19 protein-coding genes are annotated in these 21,781 nt (G+C 70.1%); 2 read left to right on the top strand and 17 right to left on the bottom strand.

The genetic code is table 11. The features are described from left to right. Positions 1-44: 44 nt before the first annotated feature. From ACIBF5_RS08475 to ACIBF5_RS08550, 16 genes are all read right to left on the bottom strand, one after another. Entirely contained in the window at positions 45-377 is a 333-nt protein-coding gene (locus ACIBF5_RS08475; protein WP_396809459.1) for a DUF4229 domain-containing protein, read from the bottom strand. A gap of 14 nt (positions 378-391) precedes the next feature. Further along, on the bottom strand, positions 392-814 hold the full coding sequence (locus ACIBF5_RS08480) for a hypothetical protein (protein ID WP_396809461.1): 423 nt from the start codon (positions 812-814) through the stop codon (positions 392-394). A gap of 96 nt (positions 815-910) precedes the next feature. Next, on the bottom strand, positions 911-1,738 hold the full coding sequence (locus ACIBF5_RS08485; protein ID WP_396809463.1) for a hypothetical protein: 828 nt from the start codon (positions 1,736-1,738) through the stop codon (positions 911-913). Between the two features lies 1 nt (position 1,739). Further along, on the bottom strand, positions 1,740-2,837 hold the full coding sequence (locus ACIBF5_RS08490; protein ID WP_396809465.1) for a DUF916 domain-containing protein: 1,098 nt from the start codon (positions 2,835-2,837) through the stop codon (positions 1,740-1,742). A gap of 168 nt (positions 2,838-3,005) precedes the next feature. After that, complete coding sequence (locus ACIBF5_RS08495) at positions 3,006-4,247, bottom strand: Ig-like domain repeat protein (RefSeq protein ID WP_396809467.1); 1,242 nt, start codon at positions 4,245-4,247, stop codon at positions 3,006-3,008. Positions 4,248-4,550: 303 nt separating this feature from the next. Further along, on the bottom strand, positions 4,551-5,390 hold the full coding sequence (locus ACIBF5_RS08500; protein WP_396809469.1) for a phosphate ABC transporter ATP-binding protein: 840 nt from the start codon (positions 5,388-5,390) through the stop codon (positions 4,551-4,553). A gap of 31 nt (positions 5,391-5,421) precedes the next feature. Next, positions 5,422-6,339: a sortase domain-bontaining protein gene (locus ACIBF5_RS08505; protein ID WP_396809471.1), complete on the bottom strand. Its 918-nt coding sequence runs from the start codon at positions 6,337-6,339 to the stop codon at positions 5,422-5,424. A 14-nt stretch (positions 6,340-6,353) separates the two neighbouring features. Continuing rightward, positions 6,354-7,466, bottom strand: a complete 1,113-nt coding sequence (locus ACIBF5_RS08510) for an Ig-like domain-containing protein (protein WP_396809473.1) — start codon at positions 7,464-7,466, stop codon at positions 6,354-6,356. A 46-nt stretch (positions 7,467-7,512) separates the two neighbouring features. Continuing rightward, complete coding sequence (locus tag ACIBF5_RS08515) at positions 7,513-8,346, bottom strand: hypothetical protein (RefSeq protein WP_396809475.1); 834 nt, start codon at positions 8,344-8,346, stop codon at positions 7,513-7,515. A gap of 158 nt (positions 8,347-8,504) precedes the next feature. Then, entirely contained in the window at positions 8,505-9,251 is a 747-nt protein-coding gene (locus ACIBF5_RS08520) for a hypothetical protein (RefSeq protein ID WP_396809477.1), read from the bottom strand. A gap of 127 nt (positions 9,252-9,378) precedes the next feature. Then, positions 9,379-10,464, bottom strand: coding sequence for a hypothetical protein (locus ACIBF5_RS08525; RefSeq protein ID WP_396809479.1), 1,086 nt, complete (start codon positions 10,462-10,464; stop codon positions 9,379-9,381). Positions 10,465-10,674: 210 nt separating this feature from the next. Then, the gene (locus ACIBF5_RS08530) at positions 10,675-13,158 is read right to left on the bottom strand and encodes a hypothetical protein (protein ID WP_396809481.1); all 2,484 of its coding nucleotides are present in this window, start codon (positions 13,156-13,158) and stop codon (positions 10,675-10,677) included. Next, complete coding sequence (locus ACIBF5_RS08535; protein WP_396809483.1) at positions 13,155-14,813, bottom strand: phosphate ABC transporter substrate-binding protein PstS; 1,659 nt, start codon at positions 14,811-14,813, stop codon at positions 13,155-13,157. The genes ACIBF5_RS08530 and ACIBF5_RS08535 overlap by 4 nt, the downstream gene beginning before the upstream one ends. Before the next feature lie 16 nt (positions 14,814-14,829). Next, positions 14,830-16,197, bottom strand: coding sequence for a phosphate ABC transporter permease PstA (pstA, locus tag ACIBF5_RS08540; RefSeq protein ID WP_396809485.1), 1,368 nt, complete (start codon positions 16,195-16,197; stop codon positions 14,830-14,832). Positions 16,198-16,206: 9 nt separating this feature from the next. After that, entirely contained in the window at positions 16,207-17,235 is a 1,029-nt protein-coding gene (gene pstC / locus ACIBF5_RS08545; RefSeq protein ID WP_396809487.1) for a phosphate ABC transporter permease subunit PstC, read from the bottom strand. Then, positions 17,235-17,711, bottom strand: a complete 477-nt coding sequence (locus ACIBF5_RS08550) for a hypothetical protein (protein WP_396809489.1) — start codon at positions 17,709-17,711, stop codon at positions 17,235-17,237. Before ACIBF5_RS08550 ends, pstC begins: the two co-directional genes overlap by 1 nt. A gap of 549 nt (positions 17,712-18,260) precedes the next feature. Here ACIBF5_RS08550 and ACIBF5_RS08555 point away from each other — a divergent pair. Continuing rightward, entirely contained in the window at positions 18,261-18,710 is a 450-nt protein-coding gene (locus ACIBF5_RS08555) for a hypothetical protein (RefSeq protein ID WP_396809490.1), read from the top strand. Between the two features lie 77 nt (positions 18,711-18,787). Here the strand turns inward: ACIBF5_RS08555 and mqnE are convergent, their stop codons facing one another. After that, positions 18,788-19,957, bottom strand: a complete 1,170-nt coding sequence (mqnE, locus tag ACIBF5_RS08560) for an aminofutalosine synthase MqnE (RefSeq protein ID WP_396809491.1) — start codon at positions 19,955-19,957, stop codon at positions 18,788-18,790. 279 nt (positions 19,958-20,236) lie between these two features. On the opposite strand from mqnE, the gene ACIBF5_RS08565 reads away from it, so the two are divergent. After that, positions 20,237-21,781 (top strand): C40 family peptidase, encoded by a 1,545-nt coding sequence (locus tag ACIBF5_RS08565; RefSeq protein WP_396809492.1) that lies wholly within the window; start codon positions 20,237-20,239, stop codon positions 21,779-21,781.

The raw sequence follows: 21,781 nt of genomic DNA on the forward strand, positions 1-21,781 counted from the left end.
AGAACGGGTGCCACCAGGTCGTACTCCGCCCAGCCGCCTCGCGGTCAGCGGGTCGCCGGACCGCCGTCGGTGTCGGTCGTCGGCGGGCTGGTCGGAACCGGACCGGCCGGCGACACCGGGGCCTCGGACGCCTCGTCCTCGCCGGAGAGCGCGGCCCGCAGCCGCTGCTTCTCCGCCTGACGCCGCTGCACCGCACCGGCCACCTGCTCGGCCATCTCGTCGCGCCAGGTCCGGAGCAGGAAGAAGGAGGCCGCCGCCGAGAAGACCACGGCCAGCATGAGCTTCAGGAAGATGTTCATGGGGACCGGCAGCAGCGCCGCCGCGACGACCAGGAACAGCCCTATCCGGCCCAGCGTGTACTTCACCGCGGGACTCACGATTCCGTCTCCGATCAACCTGTCCGGCGGTCGAGCCACCGGACCCCGAAATACCAAATCAGCGTATATACCAGCGCGAACCCGCCAGCCGCCGCCGCGCCCGAGACCAGGGGCGGCAGTCCGGCGGCCAGCCCGGCGGCGAGCAGTCCGGTGGCGAGCCCGACGACGGCGGCCACCGGCGCCGCCACGATCCGGGCCGGACCCGGACCCCAGGCCCGGTATTCCTCCAGGAAGAGCCAGGCCGGCAGGATCACCGCCAACCAGCCGTTGGTACGGCCGAAGTCGGCCAAGCCGATCGACTCGAACGCCCAGTCGAAAACAAGTAGCGCCAGCACCCCGATGACCAGACCGGCCAACACCACGCCGACCAGATCGGCCAGTCCGGTGATCCGTCCGCTCTCGTCCCGCCGGGGAAAACTGCTCTGCGCTTCGCTCATGACCCGTCGAGGGTACGTCAGAGGGCCGCCCGACCCCTCGGCGCGGCGATGCGGCTCACCCGGCGCGGTGGTCCCATCTACGCAACACGGTCCGATCTACCCGATGCGGCGCCATCGACGCCGCATCGCCAGGCCGATGGCAAGCGCCGGCAGGACGAGCAGACCCCAGGGATACGAGTACGTGTGCGCGTAGAAAACCGCTGGCTGATCAGCGCCGAGCAGTTCGCCACGGACCGCGTACCGACCCCAGGTCGGCGCTCCGAAGGTGACCGGCAGATCGAAGGTGCGGCGCTGGCCCGGCTCCAGCAACTCGATCCCGGGTGCCGGGACGATCACATCCGTCCGGCCGGGTCGGCCGCTGGTCAACCTGAGCCGGGGCGCCAGCACGGGCGCCTGGCCGGTGTTGTTCAGGGTCACGGTGACCGTCCGGTGTGCCGGGCCGCCGAAGATCGACGCCCAGGACGACCCGGCCCCGGCGACCCGTACGCCGCTCGCGGCGAGCGCGGTCGGCACCCGGCCGGCGGGCGGGGCGGGCTGCACCGGTACCCCCCTGACCACCACCGGGACGGTGACCGTCACGCCGCTGAGGATCGGCCGTACCCGCACCACGCACGGGCAGCCGCTCGGTGGCGTCGACACGGTCAACGCCACCGAGCCCGATCCGTCGGCCCGGACGGCGGCGGTCACCCCGGTGCCCACCGCGCAGTCGATCGAACCCCGATCCGCCCCATTCCCGCAGAGCTCCACCAGCACGTTGCCGGGCGGCCAGCCGGCGAGCCGTACGGCCAGTTCCTCCCCGAGCGCGACCTGGGTCCGGTCGAGAGCGACCGCCGGCTCGGCCCGCGCCCCGGCGGTCGCCCCGCCGGCCAGCCCCAGGACGAGGATGGCACCGACGGTGACCGCGAACCGGGCGGCCAACGCCACCCTAGGCACGGACCTTGACGGCCGCGCTGGCGTCGCCGGTGGCCGCGCCCGGAGCGCCGGCGGGGGCCGGAGCCGTCGGGTCGGTAGGCGTGCCGTCGACCGCCGTGCCGGTCCCGGGTGCCGCCCTGCGTCCCCGACCCCGCGACCACCGCCACAGCAACAGCGCACCCACCAACAACAACAGGTAGAGCAGCGTCCACGGCGGTGCGAGCACCGAATCGGTACGGGTCGTCTCGGGCAGCGCGCCATCGCTGGTCGTCGGCTTGACGACCACCGAACCGTTGACCAGACCGGCCGGCACCACACCGTCGAGCCGTCGGGTCAGGGCAACCTCGCCGCCCGGCAGCAACTCCGGCAGGTCGATCTGCGCGGCACCGGCGAGCGGGACGCCGAGCAGACCGGTGGCACGGAGCCGTACGGTGCCGCCGACCCGGACATTGCCGGTGTTCCGTACCCGATAGGTGATCGTCATCGGTCCTCGGGTGAACGGCAACACCGGGTTGTCGTAGGTCACCTGCACCGACTCGACCTCGGCGGTCGCGGTGACCGGACCGGCGACCCGCAGGTAGACCCGGGCAGCGACCCGCCGGTCCACGTTGACCTGCTGTCCCTCGGCGTCGACCCGCTGTTCGGTGACCGACGCGATCACGCCAGCGGCGTGGTCACCGGGGGTCGCGTTGCCCGGCACACTGAGCCGGAACGGAACGATGACCCGCTGACCGGGGCGAACGGTGTGGGGCTTGCCGTCGAAGCCGACCCAGCTACCCGCGTCCCGCGCCGGTTGGCTCGCCGACAGGAGCGCGAACGCGCCGTCGGTCGCGGTGAACGCGTCGGTGGCGTACACCGTGAAGACCAGTGGCTTGGCCGACAGGTTGGTGATCGCCACGTGGTCGTCGATCTGCTGCCCGGCGGCCACGTCGTAGACAAACTGGGTACGGCCGGCGGGTCCGTTCGCGTCGGAGGGTTGGACCGCCCAGCGGAACTCGTCCTCCGGCGCGGCACGTGCCGGCGAGGGTGGCAGCACCCCGGCCAAGGCAGTCACGGCGGCGACGAGGAGCAGGACGGCGGCACGGGCGCGGGGGATGCGAGCTGCGGTCATGAGAGCTACTCCGGGGTCCAGATACGGGTGTGCGGTGGCGGTACCGCGAGCGGATCGCTCGCGGGACCACCACCGTGGTGCGTTCGGTCGGCGGATGGTGGCCACCCCCGCAGAGGGCGACCACCGCCCACCGAGCGGTTCGGCTTACCTGGGAACGGACCGGTCAGGTCAGACCAGCGTGAGGGTCAGGGTGGCGCTGTAGCTGCCCGGCACCGCGGTGTCCGGAATCCCGAGGGTCAGCCCGGCGCCGCACTCGAAGACGCCAGCGCTACCCCCCTGGGCGGCGCTGCACAGCGTGCGCGCGTCACCCAGGCCGGCGCCCGGGTTCGCCGCCGCACCGGCCGCAACCGAACCAGAGCCCTGGCCGACCTTGGTCGCGTTCGGGGTCCAGCCGAGCTGGTTGGCCGGGATGGTGGCGCCGGCCGGCCCGGTGAAGTTCTCCACCTGGCCGGTCAGGTTCCACCCGCTGTTGGTGCCGCGCAGGTCGGTGACCGTGGCCTTGTTCAGCGCACCGGTCGCCGTACCACCGACCAGGCCACCGGTGAGGGCAACCGCGCCACCGGCCACCGCGAGCGAGAACGCGCCCGGCGCCACGTCCGCGGTGATCTCCTGCTCGGCGCCGAGGCCCCCCGGAACGGTGACCTGGACGTTGACCGCAGCCGAGGTGGACGGCTGGAAGTCCGCCGCAACCGCCGGGGTGAAGACAGCGGTCAGCGAGTTGAAGCCCGCGACGAGGGTGTTGACGGTGATGCTCGCCGTGCCGTTGACCACCGGCGCGGTACCCACCGCGACGGCGCCACGTCGGAACTCGACCGAGCCGGCCGCGGCGGTCGGCGCCACGGTCGCGGTCAGGGTCACGTCCGTACCCTGCTCCACCGGACCGGCCGGGTCGACCGCGAGCGTGGTGGTGGTCGGGGCGGCCGGCTGGACCGCACCCTTGACCTGCCAGTTGCCGTTGTTGACCGTGATGGTGGTCTGGAACCGGTCGGGGTGCTTGCCGGTGCTCACCCCGAAGCACTCGACGTACACGTCGTAGTCGCCGTTGGCGACCGTCGGGACCGCGAGACCCTGGGCCAGGCTCCGGCTGATCTGACCCCCGGAGAACGTGACCGGAGCGGTGTCGTACCCGCCGGCCCCGAGCGCGGCACCGAGCAGGCCACCGGTGGTGGAGCCGGCCGTGCCGACCCGCAGGCCGACGTTCTGCCCGTAACCGCTCGGGCAGGCGGCGGAGGTCGTCACGCTGGCGAATGCCGGGGCGGCGGCAGTGCTGCCGCTGGCCGGGTTCAGGGTCAGGGTGCCCAGCGGTGCCGCCTGTGCCGGCGCCGCGATACCAACCAGACCAACCGTCGACAGCGCCGCCGCGCTGAACAGCGCGGCCACCCGGCCGAGACGGGACGTGGATGCCTTCATGGATCACTTCCTTCAGGAGAAGTGGCGGTGCGGCAGGCCCGTTACCTGTTGGTGCGTGAAGACCGGCCGCGACTTCGATCAGGCTGCACACGGGCTGTGACCCCGCGTGCAGGCCAACGCCTACGCCAGACATGCATAAAGCGAATTGCGGGTAACGCCGTTACTGGCGCGGGATCGACAATCTCAGGAATCAGCCGGATATCCGGCGTGAATAACAGACGTCGTACCCGCCCGTACCTGGGATTTCGTTCGTTCGATGGCTCGCCGACCGGCTGCCGGCTGTCAACCGGTCGGCGTTCTCGCCTAACCGAACCGTCCGTGCACATAATCGGACGTACGAGGGTCCTGCGGGTGCTCGAACATCGCCTCGGTCGGACCGTGCTCCACAATGGCTCCCGGCGTTCCGTGTTCCGCGAGAAAGAACGCGCACTGGTGGGAGACCCGTGCCGCCTGCTGCATGTTGTGCGTGACAATGACGATCGTCACCTCCGCGACCAACTCCGCGATCGTCTCCTCGATCCGACGAGTGGAAGTCGGGTCCAGCGCCGAACAGGGCTCGTCCATCAGCAACACCCGTGGCCGGATCGCCAGCGACCGGGCGATGCACAGCCGCTGCTGCTGCCCGCCGGAGAGCGCCCCACCGGGGGCGCGGAGCCGGTCCCGCACCTCCTTCCACAGCCCGGCCTTGGTCAGGCACTCCTCGACCAGGTCGTCGCGGGTGGACCGGCTCGCCCGTACCCCGGTCAGCTTCAGACCGGCGAGCGTGTTGTCGTAGATGGACATCGCCGGAAAGGGGTTGGGTTTCTGGAACACCATCCCGACCTGACGCCGGGCGTCGGTGATCCGCCGCGCGGACGCGTACAGGTCCTCGCCGTCGAGCAGCACCTCGCCGGCGAGCGAAGCGCTCGGGATCAGCTCGTGCATGCGGTTGAGAATGCGCAGGAAGGTCGACTTGCCGCACCCCGACGGCCCGATCAGTGCGGTCACCTCCCCCGCGTTCATGGTCAGGGAGACCCGGTCCAGCACCTTGTGATCCCCGAACCAGGCGGAGATCGATCGTGCCTGGAGGGTGCCGAGGTGGGGCGACGCGGCTGCCGGCGCCGACAACGACGGCGGCTTCTGGTGGTCGACGGAAGTCGTCATGTCAGTACCTCACAGAAACGAACGGTGGACGTCACAACAGGTTCGGCAGCAGCCGCATGATCTGGTCGGCGGTGACCATCCCGAGCCCTCCGACGACGGGGAACCCGACCACCCACGCCTGCGGGGCACCCCATCTGACCCGGGCCCAGGCAATCCCGATCACCGCCGCGAGCAACGCCTGCGTCAGCAGCACCAACCCGATCCAGGCGCCCTGGTCCGAGGCGAGCGCCCGCTCTTCGGGCAGCAGTGCCGTCTCACCCCGCCCGAGCACCCGCTTCGGGGACGGCTGTGCCGGGGAGGTCAGCTCCGCGTCGACCCGGACCAGTTCCCGGGGCATGAACGGTCTGCCGGCCACGGTCACCAGGGTGAGCCGGCCGGCACCGCCGGTCAGCGCCGGCGGGGCCGGATCGCCTGGCCGCCGCACCCCACGGACGACGTACGTGTGCACGCCCTGTCCGGTGGTCACGGTCACCTGGTCACCGGGGGAGAGCAGGGCTATCCGGCCGAACGGGCCGCCGTACGTCGCCTGCCGTCCCATGATCACGCTGGTGCCCGCCTGGCCCGGCAGCACCGTGTCCCGGCGATGTCCCGGCCCGGCCATCAGCACACCGGCCTCCGTTCCCTCGACCACGACCTGCCGCTCGCCGAGTGCCGGAATCCGCAGTACCGCGACGGAGGTGCCCGGACGCAACAACCGCCCCTGGTCGTCGGTCTGCCCGACCGGAGCGGTCGCCTCGGCCAGGTCCGCCCGGAAGTCGGCGTACGCGAGTTGTTGGGCCCGGGCGTAACGCACCTGGGAGAGCAGGACGACGTGCGCCACGAACCCGAGCAGGATCACGGCGAGGATGGTCAACGCCGTACCGGGCAGGTAGAGCCCGATCCGCTCGGCCCGTGGCGGTGCGGGTCGCACAGCCGCCGGGCTCTCGCGCGGCTCCGTGCTGGTGGTCATCTGGTCCGACTCCACTAATCGCGCCACTGCGGCAGCCCGCTGGGGACGACCTGGTCGCGACGCCGCCGGACGGCCAGCAACAGGCCGGCGCCGCCGCCGACGAACGCTGCCCCGCTGCCGACGATCAGCATCAGCGGCATACCGGTGACCGGCAGGTTGCCGCTGTTGGCCGCGGGCGTCGGGCTCGGACTGTCGGTCGGAGTCGTGCTCTCGGTGGGGGTCGGACTGTTCGTCGTCGTCGGACTGTTCGTCGTCGTCGGCGTCGGGCTGGTGGTCCGGGTCGACGTGGTGGTCGGGGTCGGACTGTTCGTCTGTCCCGGGGCGACGGTGTAGGCGACCGCCGCCGATGTCGACACGGCGTACGCGGGGTCGAGCGGGGTGAACCTGCCGACGAGCGAGTAGCTGGCTGCGGGAAGGGTGTCGATCGTCAGGAGGCCGACGCCGTTGACGACGTTGCCACTGCTGAGCGAGACCGTGCCGTTCAACAGGTGGAACTGCCCGTTGAGGGTGGCCGGAGTCACGTTCAGGGTGGCGGTGATCCGGGTACCCGCAGGTGCGGAGTTTGCCGGCGACATCACGAGTGTGGCTTCCGTCGGTGTCTTGGTCGGCGTCGGCGTCGGCGTCGCGGTCGGGGTGGGCACCCCTCCGCCGCCCTTGAGTTCCCAACTGCCGTCGGTCACCGTGATGGTGGTCTGGAACCGGTCCGGGTGCTTGCCGGTGCTCACGCCGAAGCACTCGACGTACACGTCGTAGTCGCCGTTGGCGACCGTCTCGACGCCGAGACCCTGGGCCAGGCTCCGGGTGATCTGCCCCCCGGAGAACGTGACCGGAGCGGTGTCGTAGCCGCCGGCCCCGAGCGCGAGACCGAGCAGGCCACCGGTGGTGGAGCCGGCCGTGCCGACCCGCAGGCCGACGTTCTGCCCGTAACCGCTCGGGCAGGCCGCCGAGGTGGTCGCGCTGACGAGCATCGGAGCGGCGGTGGTGCTGCCGGTGAGCGCGGTCAACGTCAGGGTGCCGAGCGGTGCCGCCTGGGCGGTGCCGGCCATGCCGAGGATGGCCGCCGCCGCGCTGGCGGTCACCGTCAGCAGTAGGGCAGCCGCGAACTGCGGGAACCTGGACTTTCGCACGATCATGTCCTTGTCTGTCGGTGGACTGTGGAGGCTCTCGAACGGGTCAGGACTGGTCGTTCCACGTCGCCACGCCGGTCGGACCGGTCGCGGCAGCGCGGCGACGACGGGCGACCAGCAGCGCTCCGGCGGCCACGGCGACGGCGAGGCCACCGATCAGCACGCCGAGCAGGACGACGCTCGGGCCGCCGTCTCCTTCGCCGGCCCGCCGTGACGGGCTGACCGGGGCAGCGGCGGCCGAGGTGGACTCGGTGGTCGGGGCAGCATCGACGGTCGGGCCGGAGCCGGCAGACGGACTCGTCGGGGCGGTGGTCGGGGGCGGCTCCAGGGCCGGAGCGGGCGTCGACGGGCCGGCCGGAGCGGGACCGCCGGTCCTGATCTGCCAGCGGTCGCCGGTGACACTGATCGTGGTCTGGAACCGCTCCGGATGCCGGCCGGCGGTGAGCCCGAAACACTCGACGTACACGTCGTAGTCGCCGTCCTCGGCGGTCTGCACCCCGAGCGCCTGGGTGAGGGTACGGATGGTGGCCGGGAACCTGACCGGGTTCGCGTCGTACCCTCCGGCGTTCTGGGGGGCGAGCAGCAGGCCGCCGCTGCCGCCGGCCGGACCGATCCGCAGCCCGACGTTCTGCCCGTAGCCGGCCGGGCACGGCGCCGCCGTGGTGACGCTGGTGAACAGTGGGTTGGCGGTCGTGCTGCCGCTGGTGGGCCCGAGGGTGAGCGGGCCGAGCGGCGCCGCCTGGGCCGAGCGGCCGAACTCAGCCGGGCCGGGCAGCACGTGTCCGGTGGTGCCGGGCGTGGCGGTGGCGGGTGTGCCGGTCAGCACGAGCGCGGCCAGCAGTACGGCCGCCACGGCGACGGGAAGTCGGGACTTACGCACGAGCCGCGTCCTTTTCTCTGAGCGGGTTACGCCGAACAGGGGTGGTACGGCCACCGCCGCCAAACCGGGTACGGCTTGGCGGCGTGGTCGGGTGGCGGGCTACGGGTCGGGTGCGACTCGTTCCGGCCGGGCCCGGATCAGATTTGGCCGGACGACGATCAGCCGATGACGATGTAGCAGATCGCCGAGACCGAGGGCTTGAACAGCCGAGGGTCGTCGGGGGTGAACTTCGCCTTGACCTGGAGCAGCCCGTTGGGCAGCGCGCGGGTCTTCAGCACCGACTTGCCGTCGACGACCGGGGCGGTCCCGATAGAACTGCCGTCCACCACGTATTCGACGGTGCCGGCGGCGCCTCGCGACACGTTCGCGGTCAGCGTGACCTGCTGTCCCTCGAAGGCGAAGAGCCAGGGCTTGGCCTGCAGGTCGGTGCTGGTGGCGACGGCCGCCTTCACCTGCCAGTTGCTGCCGGAAACGGTGACGAGGGTGGAGAACGTCTTCGGGTGGGTGCCGACCGGCACACCCGCGCAGTTGATGATGACCTCGTAGTCCCCGTCGGCGGGGGCCGCGCCGAGCGCGGTGGTCAGCGACCGGGCGGCGGGCAGGGTGATCGACGCGACCGTGTCGTAGTTGCCGGCGCTGCCGATGGGCCCGAGCAGCCGGGACTGCCCACCCACCGGACCGACCCGCAGCGACGCGTTCTGGCCGTACCCGGTGGGGCAGCCGGCAGAGGTGGTGGCGTTCGCCACGAACGGCGTGTCGCTGACGGAGCCACTGGTCTGGCTGAGGGTGAGGGTGCCGAGGATCGGGCTCTCAGCCTGCGCCGCGCCGGCGAAACCGGTCAGGGCGGCGAAGGTGAGCGCGGCGGACGCGACCAGCACGCCCACCCGACGGGTGAGGTTGTTCATGAACCACTTCCTTTTCTCGCGGGTGCGAAGCCAGAGGACCTGCGGTGTCATGGGCGACCCGGGGACCGGTCGCGGGTGCGGTCCGGTCCCCGGCTCGTAGTGCGCGTTCAGGCAGCCGGCCCGATGATCAGGAGTCGGCCTTCAGCAGGGTCGAGCCACAGGGCAGCTCCAGCAGGTTCGAGCTGGAACCGGTACGGAAACCGAAGCCGTACGCCTTGATGACGTCGTCCTCGTTGCAGACGGACGAGGTCGGGCCGGCGAAGGTGTTCGAGATCAGCGAGCCCGTGACCAGGTCGGCGGTGGGTACGACGTTGTACACGTCGCGGCGGATCGGGAAGTTGATGTTCAAGGTGCCGTCGACGTTGCGGGGGACGACGGCGTCGATCTCAAGCAGCTTCGACGGACCCCGACGGTTGACGATGTCGATCTGGTGTCCACCGACCGTCTGCCCGGCGTTGCCCTGGGCGATCCACTGACCCACCGAGAACGGCAGCAGGTACTCCTCGTGGCCGGCCAGGACGTTGCCGTCGTGCTCCTGGACGGTGTTGCCCAGGTCCTGCAGACACGGGTAGAAGCCAGCGGCGATGTCCTGCTCGGCGACACCCATCTTCTGCAGCCAGAACTGCCGGGTGCCCGAGCCCGACTGGATCAGCAGCGGGACGACCGGCTCACCGGCGATGTCGTCGTCGAAGCACTGGTAGATCCGCTGGGCCTGGACGGAGGTGATGTTCGACGGAAGGAAACTGTTCTCGTTGACCGCCACGGTCACCGCGTCCACCCCGAACGGGATGTAGGTGTAGAGACCGGTGGTCTGCGGGACCGCGTTGGGGTAGCTGGACGAACGGGCGAAGTCGACGCAGTCGTACGTGGCGTTGGTGCTGCTCTGCGCGTTACGCAGCGCGGTCCGGCCAGCGCCCGAGCCGTTCGGACGGGTCTGGGTGCAGTCCCCGTTCGGGCCCGACGCCTTGGTCTTGATGGTCGTCGTCGCGCCGGCCGGCGGCCGGGCGTCCCAGGAGGCGATCGTGCTGCCGCCGCCGACCACCTTGCCGAGGTGGTTCAGCACGTCCTGCGTGGTGTCCGACCCGACACCGGCAAGGAGGCGGTAGTCGTTGGCCGGGGCCGGGTCGGCCGAGGCCGGGACGGCCACGGCGGTGAGCATGAGGGCGGCGGCCACACCGATGCCCATCGTGCTCGCGAGAGCCCTTACCTTCATTTGTTCTCCCCTTCTGAGAGAGACAAAAACGGTTGACTCATTTCCGGTAATCAATGAGCCGGGACCAAGTCTTTCCCACGTTCCCCGGCGTCGATACCGCTGTTTCGCAAACGTTTCGTGCGCTACTTATCGCCAACGTTTAGGCCAAATGAACAGGATTGATCACGCAGCGTCACGTCAATGAAGGAACGCATCAGAAACAAGGGACGGTCAGACTCGGCGCCGCCCGGAGAGCCGGAGCAGCACCGGGCCGGCGGCACCGCCGAGGAGTCCGAGCGCGAGCGCGGCGACCAACGCGTACCGGCCCACCAGTCCGAGCGGTCCCCCCGGGGTGGTCTGGCTGACCGCCGTGGCCGGCGGCACCGGCGCCGGGGTACGGGTCGGGCCGGGTGTCACCGGTGGTAGCCCGGAGTTGGGGGTGCCGGCCGGGGTCGTCGACGCACTGGTGGGGGTGGTCGTTTCCGGCTCCGTCGGCTCGACCGACGGGGTCGGACTGGGGGTCGGCCCGCGTTCGATCGCGTTCGCGGCCAGCATCGTCTGCTGGCGCAGCTTGTTGGTCAACGGAAGGTAGCCCCGGGGCAGTTCGCCCCGGCGGACGCCCTCGGTCTGACCGGCCCCGGCGGCATATCGCAGGAATTGCGCGTAGTCATCGCGCGCTGCCTGATCCTGATTGCTGATATTGACCGCGGCGTAGTTGACCATCGTGAGCGGATAGGCACCGGGTGCCTTCTTCGCCGGGTCGATCATGAGGACGTCGTCATCGGCCTCGCTGGGCACCATGGCGTCGACCGCGGCCAGCATCCCGTCCCGGGTCGGTGCCACGAACTCCTGGTTCTGGTTGATCAGGCTCGCCGCGTAGAGGCCGTAGCGAGCGGCCGACGCGGCGTCGGTGATCGACATAGCCCCTCGGAATCCGACCGGCCGGGCAGCGCCACCGGCGACATAGTCCGGCGGTGTCCTGGTGGCGTCCCAGACCGTCTTCGACTTCGGGTCGGCACGTCGCGTCTGGAGTGCCGCCTCCTCCATACTGCCGAGGTAGGGACGGAGGTGGCCGGTGCCGAAGGGCTTGTCCTCCGGAGCACCCGCACCGACTACCTCTGTGGCGTCGGCCTTGGGAAAGGTGTCGAGCGGCACGCCGGTGTTGAGCACATCCCGGTAGAAGTGGTTGACCACCATCCCGTACTCGTCCGGCTCACCGGCCAGCCACTTCCGCGCCGTGGCATCAGCGAGGATCCACTTCCACACCTCGCGGTACGCGGCCGAGTTGCCCTGCGCGACCATCAGCCCGGAACGCAGCGCGGCGACCTGGGAGAACTGTGCGAACACCGGATTCAGCGACCGCAGTTCCCGGTCCTGGAAGAGATCGCGGGGGTTCTTCCGGACGTGTTCGTTGACGAAGCCACCGGGTACGTCCGAGGAGTACGACTGGGTGAGCAACTTCGCCACCAACCGGGGCGTCAGCTTCAGCTCACGCAACGCGGTCGCCCTCAGCTTCAGTACCTCCGGGGGCGCGTTGACGTCGACCTCCGCGTCGATGTTGAAGGCGATCACCGCCCCGGAGATCACGACCGGAGCGTGCCGCACTTCCGGCCCACCCGGCAGCGGTACGGCGGGTTCAGCGGTGAAACCCATGCCTGGTGCGCCCGGCACGGGGCTGAGCACCTGCCGTATCGCGTCCTCGTCGCTGGCGGCGGAGTAGCCGAAGGTCGCGCCACCGTCCGCACAGAGCGCGGGCTGCCAGGACCGGACCGCGTCGGCGACCAGGTCCGAGCCGACGGTGAGCCGCTCCTCGGCCCCCAGTTCGCAGCCGCCGCCGAGCGACTCGAACTGCAACGGAATGACGATCCGGTCCCGGAAGGTCGATGCCTGCAACGGGCTGTCCACCAGCGAACAGGTCCCGCACAAGGGGCTCCCGTCCAGGTCGTGATCGCCCCGCGGCACCACCACCAGCGAGCACGGCCTCGGCGTCTCGCGACCACCTGGGCCCGACTGGGGTGCCCCGCAGCCCAGATAGGGCTGGGCGATCGCGTTCTGCACCTCGAAGACGACCCGGCCGGTGCCGTCGGCGGCGGTGAATCCCTGGTAGATCTCGTTGGTGTTGTCCGCCCGGAAGTAGTCGGAGACCAGGGCGCCGACGTTGCAGCTCGCGTCGCATTCCGACCCGTCCGACGACCGTTCGCCGGTCACCGCCAGGAACGGAATGATCTTGGCGTCGGGCGACAGGACCGTTTCCAGCGGATCGGGCACCAGCAATTTGGGGATGCGGTTGACCGCCCCACCGGGCCGACCGAATCCCTGCACACAGGTCTCCCGGAAGTCGACCGCCGCCGGGTCGGGCCCCCAACACTGCATGATCTGCAGATAGTTGGCGACCATCTGGGTGGCATCCCGCATCACCGTGGGCTTGCCGCCGGTCCAACTGATCGAGATGCCCTGGCTGGTGAGGTTCCTGGTCTGGGAGACCGTCACCCGGAGGGCGGAGAAGTTGTCGCCGTACACGCCGTCGGCCCGGCCGCTCACGGTCACCGCCGAGTCGGTCGGCGCGTCCACCCCGCCGGACAGCTGCTGCGCTCCGGCCGGGTACTGCGGCGCCACCAACGCGGCTCCGGCCAGCGGTGCGACCACCAGCAGGGCCAGGGCCCGACGCCAGCGCCGAAGCTGCCGGCGACCCGGCCACCGGATCAGCGCCGTCATCGCGGGCTCCGGTGGTCGGTCCCGTTGCGGCCGGCCAGCCGGCGGGTGAACAGCGGCGGCGCGAGCAACAGCCCGGCGAGCAACACCCCAGCCAGCACCATCATTGTGTGCCGCAGCGCCCAGCCGCCCTGACCGTCCAGGGAGACCGGGGTGGCCACCACGAACTCGTCGTTCCCCCCACCAGCGCCGTTACCGAGAGACTCGCCGGTGTCCGGGTCCACCGCGACCGGGCCGGTGGCGGCAGCTCCGGTCGGCGTGGTCCCGCCGGTCGTGCTGCCGCCGGCCGCGGGATTGTTGCCGCCACCAGCGGGACTGTTGCTGTTCCCGCCGGCATTGTTGCTGTTCCGGGTCTCCTGGGTCGCGCCGCCGGTGCCGGTCACACACTGCGTACCGCTGGCCTTCGCGTCGCAACCCGGCGGCTGCGGCGCGTTGCGTGCCAGAGTGTTGGTGCCGTCCCGGGAGAACGTCGGATTGTTGCAGTTCTCGATTTTGATGTCCTGTTTCTCGACCCCGTCGATTCGCGCGACCTGGTCGAAAGCGGCGGTGACCAGGTTGATCGGCAGTGGCGAATAGCCGAGCACCTCGGCCTGTTGCTGGCCCTGACACAGGAAGTAGTAGGCGAACCGGCCGAGGGTGTAACCCTTGTTCTTGGTGAAGCCCAAGACGCTCTCGTTGATCGGCAGAACCATGTAGGAGTACGACGACAGCGGGTAGGTCCGGGCATCGGTGCCGCGGTAGACGTTGTCGAGATTCTGGGTGAGGTCGCCGTTGATCCTCGCGCCGAGCAGGCCGACCGCGACGTTGGCCGCCTTTGGCTCGATGTAGTAACCCGCGCGGTTGAGCACCTTCGCCACCGGAAACCGGTTCTCCAACGCGTACGAGTACTCGACGTAGGTGATCGCTCCCTCGCCGAACCCCTGCGCCACGTAAGCGGCGACCCCGACCGACTGCGCCTGAGCGACGAAGCCCCGACCCGCAATGGTCGGGTAGTACGAGGTGATCCCGCACGGCGTGGCCCGGCCGGCGGCCCGGCAGTAGTCGTTCCACAGGCCGCCGTGCTCCTTGGTCATCCAGAGCGTGAACTGGGCCGTGGTGCCCGAACCATCCGAACGGACCACCGGCACGATCTTGCGGCTGGGTAGGGCCAATCCTGGGTTGTCCGCCTTGATCTCCGGGTGGTTCCAGTTGGTGATCACACCGGTGAAGATCTTGGTAATCACCGGTCCGGACAGTCGTAGGTTCGTCACCTGCCGGCCACCGATCTTCAGGTTGTACATGAAGGACGTACCACCGGCGACGATCGGCATGTACGCGAACTTGCGGCTCGGTGGGGCATCGTCGGCGTTCGGCGTGGCCGGGTCGTCGATCCCGTACGGAATCTCGGACACGGCGAAGTCGACGGTGCCGTTCTTGAACTGGTTACGCCCGTCGGTCGAACCCGTACCGGCGTAGTTGATCGTCATGTTGTACTGGGTGACGTTGCGCCGCCAGGCGTCGACCGCATTCTGGCTCCAGGTCGAGCCAGCGCCGCTGATCGGCACCAGGATGGGCGCGGCGGCGTGGGCCGCCCCGCCGACGAGCACGGTGGCGGCGACCAGGCCGAGGGCCAGCACCCCAGAGGCCAGACGGAACAGCCGCCGACTGACGGCGGACACCCGAAGACTCGTACGTTCACACATCTCGTTCCTCGCGATGGTCGGCGGGATCGACTTCCGGGTCGCGATGGCGGTCCGGAAGGGCGGGGGGAGTCGTCTCCTCGGTGGCGAGCGGCGCCGTCGCCGACTGCCGCTCCAGGAAGCGGCGCTTGTCGCGTTCCGACTGGGCGACGCGGCGCCGCGCCTGGCGTCGGGTGAGTTGACCGGGACCCCGGCCCCCGATGGTCCGGGCCACGATGAAGAGCACGAGCACCAGCACCATCAGGGTGGCCGCGGTGCCGAACCCGCGCGCGATCATGGTCGGCTGCGGCGACTTGACGAATTCGAACGTCTGTAGCGGCAGTGAGATCTGCCAGCCGGAGAAGGGGTTGGCGTTCATCCCCGCGTTCACCCCGGCGGTCAGCAGCACGGGCGAGGTCTCACCCACACCGCGAGCGGTGCCGAGGATCACCGCGGTCGCCAGGCCCGAGCGCGCGGTCGGCAGCACCACATGCCAGACCGTGCGCCACTGGGAGGCTCCCAGCGCCAACGACGCCTCGCGCAGCGAGCCGGGCACCAGTCGGATCACCACATCGGACGCCCGGATGACGATCGGCAGCATCATCACGGTGATCGCCAGGGACGCGGCGAAGCCGGACTTGCCGAACCCGATCATCAGTACGACCGTCGCGTAGATGAACAGGCCCGCGACGATGGAGGGCAGCGCCGTCATCGCCTCGACGATCGTACGGACGAACCGGCTGAACGCGCCCGGCAGTTCGCCGAGGAAGACCGCGCAGAGCACACCGAGTGGCACGGTGATGGCCAGTGCGATCCCGATCTGCTCCAGGGTGCCGACGATCGCGTGCCAGATACCGCCGACGCTCAACGGCTCCAGCGGGCCCGCCAGCCGCATGTCCTGGACGAAGAAGTTGAGGTGCACCAGCGCCGCCCGTCCCCGGAACAGGGTGAAGAGCACCACCACGACCAGGCCGAGCAGGAGCAGGAATCCGAGGCTGTGCACGACCGCCGCGGCCAGCCGGTCGCGGACCGCCGGGCCGTCCTCGTCGAAGCTGACCAGCAGGGCGTAGATGCCGACGAACGAGAGCCAGGCGAACACGACGAAGCCCAGCAGCCCGTCGAAGGGAGCCAACTGGGTGAACACGATCACGGTGCAGGCGAGCGCGGCGAGGGCGGCACCGGCCGCCGCGAACCGGTCACTGCGCCGGCTGGTGCCGGTCGTCCGCCGTTCCTCGGGCCGCTCGGGCTCCGGGCCACGAACCGGTACGGTCGTCGCCGGTGCAGCCGGGTCCGGAGAGCGGCTGGTACGGAGTTCGTCGGCGAGGTGTACGGCCTGCGGTACGAATTCGTCGCGTACCGTCTCGGTGAGCTGCCTGTTAGTCATCACCGCTCCTCACGCCTCGCTCGCCGCGCCGGACCTGGATCGCGCCACGATGCTGGAAGCGATGAAGTTGACCACCAGGGTCATCAGGAAGAGTGCGAGTCCGGCGGCCATCAACGCGGAGATGCCCATCGGCGTCGCGTCGCCGTAGCGGAGCGCGATCAGCGCGGCCACCGAACTGCCGCCGTTCTGCACGATGTTGGGTTGGATCGCGAAGATCATGGAGATGACGAGGTAGACGCCGATCGTCTCGCCCAGCGCCCGGCCCAGGCCGAGCATCGTCCCACCGATCATGCCGCCCTTGCCGAACGGCAGTACGACCGAGCGGATCATTCCCCACTTGGTGGCCCCGAGCGCGTACGCGCCCTCCCGCTCGCCGGCCGGTGCCTGGGCGAAGACCTCACGCATGATCGAGCAGATGATGGGCGCGACCATCATCGCCACCACGATCCCGGCGATGAAGGTGGACGAGGTGTAGACCGAGTCGGTGGCCAACGGGTCCCTCGGGTCCACCCCGTCCACCCGAAACAGCGGGATCCAGCCGAAGTAGGTCGAGATCCACCGGGACAACCCGAGCACGTTGCCCTGGAGCAGGAAGAGCCCCCACAGGCCGTAGACCACACTCGGCACCGCGGCCATCAGGTCGACCAGACTCACCAGGGTCTGTCTCATCCGGCGCGGTGCGTACTCCGAGATGTACAGCGCGGCACCGATCGCCAGTGGCACCGCGATGACGATCGCGACCAGGGCGATGAGCAGGGTGCCGACGAGCACCGCGGCGATCCCGAACCGGCCGGACTCCGGCTCCCACCGCTGCTCGCTCAGGAACGACCAGCCGGCGAATTCGATCGCGTCCAGTGCGCGGTAGGCCAGGAAGACGCCGACCAGCGCCATGATGGCGAGCACGAGCAGCCCACCGGACCGGGCCACCGCGCGGAAGACCAGGTCCGCCGGGCCCGGCCGGTCGACGGTACGCCGAGCAACGTCCGGCGGATCCTTCGGTGCCGGCGGCAACGTGGTGCGGGCGGCGGGCGGCGCCATCAGATCGCCGCCCTGGTTCCGTTGTCCGGGCCGTAGGGCCGGCGCAGGCTGGACGACCTGAACACGGTACGCACGTCACCGCCGAGCCGTTGTCCCTTGCGGACCGCCCGAGTCCCGTCAACCACGTCGGCCTGTGGTACGGCGGCCAGGAACCGCTCCAGGTTGTAGCTGCACTCTCGGGCGCGCAGGTAGGACCGACTGGAGACAGCAACCGTCTCGCCGTCGAGTTCCAGCCGCCACACCCACTGGCCGGTCAACTCGTCGGCCAGGGCCATCGCGTCGGCCCGACGGTGCTCGTCCCGCAGGCGTACGACCGCCGCGCGGCACTCGGCGTACGTCCCGTAGCCCTCATCACCGCGCCCCAACTGTCGATTGTTGGGCGAGACGAGCATCCACAACACCTCCTCGGCAGCCTCGTCCACCTGGCCGCATGATTTCGCCGGCATGGATAGGAAGACGAAACGCGACTGCTGCACCAGTTCCTCCCGTCGAGCGCGGAACGCGCATGCGTGGGCCTCACTGTCGGGGCGACCACCGCGATCAGGCTCCGCACGCTCCGTGACGGGGCGCAGAGCCAAATGCTCACGCCAGACATGCACGGGGTGAACATCAGTTCACTCGGGGTGATCAAATAGGGCGTACCTTGCATTGGCAAGATAAGGCGCAGTAGTTCCATTTATCGTTACCTAGGTAAATGCATCGATAGCGTCTCGGATTCGGTCATTGACCCATTGCGCCGATCACACCTATCGATGTCCGGTTCGCGGATCAGATGACCGTTGGTCAGGCATTCGCCGTCCACAGCGGAGGGTGGAGGGCACCGCGGACGGCGATACCGCGGCCACGTACGGGCGGACGGTGGGCGCGCGGCCGATCGCCGTCCCGAACCGCCGGCCGGATCCGCTCAGGCGGTCCGTCGCTCCGCGGCTGCCCGCAGGCTGAGCCCGACCGCCACCAGGAAGGCGGCGGCGCCGAGGAGCACCATCAGCGGCATCCCGGTTCGGGGCAGGACGCCTCCGGAACCGTTGCCGAGCGGTGCCGGGCTCGTCGAACTGGCCGACGGCCCCGGGCTGCCGGAGGTGCTGGGGGTCGCGGACCCGGTCGGGCTGGTGGACGTGCTCGGACTGGTCGAGCCGGTCGGGCTGGGACTGGTCGACCCGGTCGGCGTGGGACTGGTTGAGCCGGTCGGAGTGGGACTGGTCGAGCCGGTCGGAGTGGGCGAAGGGGTCGGACTGCCCGACCCGGTCGGTGTGGGCGGGCGAGGTCCGATCTCCACCGTGATGTCTACCGATCCGGAACTGCTCGGACCGGGCACCGGCGCAGCGCCCGCGTACGCCGGCAGGGCGGCCACGACGGCGGCCACCAGTGCGGTCAGACCGCCGGCCAGTGGACGGCGGAGCCTCTTGATCCGGCGTCCGGTCTCGACTCGACCACGCTCGGCAGCATCAATCATCACGGTGAATGGAAGCTACTGACGACCAGTGGCGTGGCACGCACGCCAACACGCACGCCGGACATGGGGCAGGTTAAGAGCAGGCAACCCCGCCCGGGGTCAGGCCCAGACCTGCTGCGGCTCCGCCCGGCGCTGCGCCAGGGTCGGCGGGACGTCGTACTCGCGTACCACGTTGTAGCGGGTGTCCCGCTCGACCGGCTGGAACCCGGCGTCCCAGATCAGGTTCAGCAGGTCCTCGCGGTGCATGGTGTTCGGTGTGCCGTACGAGTCGGCGTCGTGGGTGATCTTGTATTCGACCACCGAACCGTCCAGGTCGTCCACGCCGAAGTTCAGCGAGAGCTGGGCGACCGACAGCCCGTGCATCACCCAGAAGCACTTCACGTGCGGCACGTTGTCGAAGAGCAGACGGGAGACCGCGAAGGTCTTGAGCGACTCGGCCGGGGACGCCATCGTGGTCTTGGCCTGGATCCGGTTACGAATCTTGCCGTCCGCCGAGTCGACGAAGTCGTGCTGGTAACGCAGCGGGATGAAGACGGTGAAGCCGCCGGTCTCGTCCTGCAACTCGCGCAGCCGCAGTACGTGGTCGACCCGGTGCCGGGGCTCCTCGATGTGGCCGTAGAGCATCGTCGACGGGGTCTTGAGCCCCTTCGAGTGCGCCAGCCGGTGGATCCGCGACCAGTCCTCCCAGTGGCAGGCGTGGTCCACGATGTGCTGCCGGACCTCCCAGTCGAAAATCTCCGCACCGCCACCGGTGAGTGACTCCAGCCCGGCGTCGATCAGCTCGTCCAGGATCTCGTCCGCCGGCAGCCCGCTGATCTTCTCGAACCACTGCACCTCGGTGGCGGTGAACGCCTTCAGCTTCACCGTCGGCAACGCGGCCTTCAGCTCGCGCAGCACCTTCGGGTAGTAACGCCAGGGCAGCGTCGGGTGCAGACCGTTGACGATGTGCAGCTCGGTGAGCTGCTCGTCCTGCATCTCCTTGGCCTTGCGGACGGCTTCCTCGATCCGCATCGTGTACGCGTCCTTCTCGCCCGGCTTGCGCTGGAAGGAGCAGTACGCACAGGAGGCGCTGCACACGTTGGTCAGGTTCAGGTGACGGTTGACGTTGAACATCACCCGGTCGCCGTTGGTCTCGGTCCGGCGGTGGTGGGCCAGCCGCCCCAACCAAGCCAGGTCGTCGCTGTCGTAGAGGTCCTCGCCATCCTGCCGGCTCAGCCGCTCCCCGGCGTAGACCTTTTCTTCCAGCTCACGCTTGCGTCCGGCATCCATGGCGGGCCCGTCCTTCCCTACGATCCAGGGTCGAGCGTACGTGGCCCACCCGGGAACGTCCGGACGGCCACTGCCACAGCGATGTAGTTCACCGGACCCCCGCCGGCCATCCGACACTCAGGCGGCCGTCATCAGACTCTCAGGCTCTTGTTACCCCCGCCCCGATCGACTTCCTGGGCGCGGTGCGGTAGACAAAAGTGGGACGCCGGGCACATCGCCGGACACGAGGGCACCGGGGCGGTACAAGACCGGGCCCTCGATTGCTGGATAGGGAGCGGAATGGCACAGAAGACGGGCAACCGACGGGGACGACACCGCCGACCGCTGATCAGCCCGGTGCTCAGGCCGCTGGCCTGGTCCGCACTGCTCAGCGGAGTGGTCGCGTTCGCCTTCGCCACCCCGGTCTACGCCGATCCGGCCCTGCCCACCACCGTGCCGGACACCGGCTCGCGGCCGGCGGTGGTCGGTTCCCTGCTGCTGCCCGGCGCCACCGCGCCGACCGGTGGCACCGGTCCCACCACCCCGCTGCCGCCGCTGCTGAGCGGCCCGCTCGCCACCCAGATCCAGGCCAAGGAGACCCAGCTCGCCCTTCTCGGCGACGAACTGCTCCAGCTACGCCAGGATCGGGACACCGCAGCCGGCCTGCTGGTGACCGCCGAGACCGAGTGGCGCTCGGCGCGCGAGCAGTTGCTCGCGGCACAGCAGGCGGCTGACGTCGCCGCCGCCGAGGCGTTCAAGGAAGCCGCCGGTCTGCCGCCGGGCGCGCTCGGCTCCGACCTGGAAGGGCTGGGGGCGCTGAGCCGCCTCCAGAAGGGCGCGCCGGCCGGCACGGACAGCATCGCTCCCGCCCGTGAACTCACTCGTGCCCGAGCGGCCGAGCAGACGGCACGCGAGGGACAACTCGCCGCCGACGCCCGGGTCACTGCCGCGACCACGCTCTTCACCACGAAGGAAACCACCTTCAAGCAGCTCGAAGCCGACCTGCTGAAGTTGAAGCGGGACAACGCGGACCAGCTCGCCGCGATCGAGCGCGCCCGGGAGGCCGCCGAGCAGCAGCTCAGCCCCGGTTCTCTCAACAGCGACAGCGTCGCCGGAATGGTTGCCGACCCGAGAGCTCTCCAGGCGGTGCAGTACGCGCTGGCGCAGCGGGGGGACCCGTACGTCTGGGCGGCCGAAGGACCGGACGAGTTCGACTGCTCCGGCCTGATGTGGGCGGCGTACCGAAGCGCCGGATACCAGCTCCCCCGGGTGGCGAAGGACCAGTACTACGCGACCAGAGCCCGGGCGGTGGACCGCTACTCGCTGCTCCCCGGAGACCTGATCTTCTTCGCCTCCGGCAGCAGTTGGACGACGGTGCACCACGTCGGCATGTACATCGGCGGCGGCAAGATGGTGCACGCCCCGAACTCGGGCGACGTGGTGAAGGTCTCGACCGTCTGGTGGTCGCGCTTCTATGCCGCGACCCGGATCTACGGGGCCGTGCCGGCGCCGACCACGACGCCCACCCCGACGCCGACGAGCACCCGGCCCACGCCGACGCCCACGGCCACCACGCCGACCCCGAGGCCGACGACCACCACGCCGACCCCGAGGCCGACCACTCCGACTCCGACTCCGGAGCCGACGACCCCCACACCGACGCCGGAGCCCACGACCGGGTCACCCGACCCCACCCCCAGTACGGGTACGCCGACGACACCGGGCACACCGCCGACGACGCCGGATACGACGCCGGACGCGACGCCCTCACCGACACCGAACCCGACCACCGGCTCCACGCCGTCGCCGTCGGCCTCGAACAGCGGGACGCCGAGCGGCACCTGA

This window comes from Micromonospora sp. NPDC050417 (assembly GCF_044458865.1).
Classification (GTDB): domain Bacteria; phylum Actinomycetota; class Actinomycetes; order Mycobacteriales; family Micromonosporaceae; genus Micromonospora_G.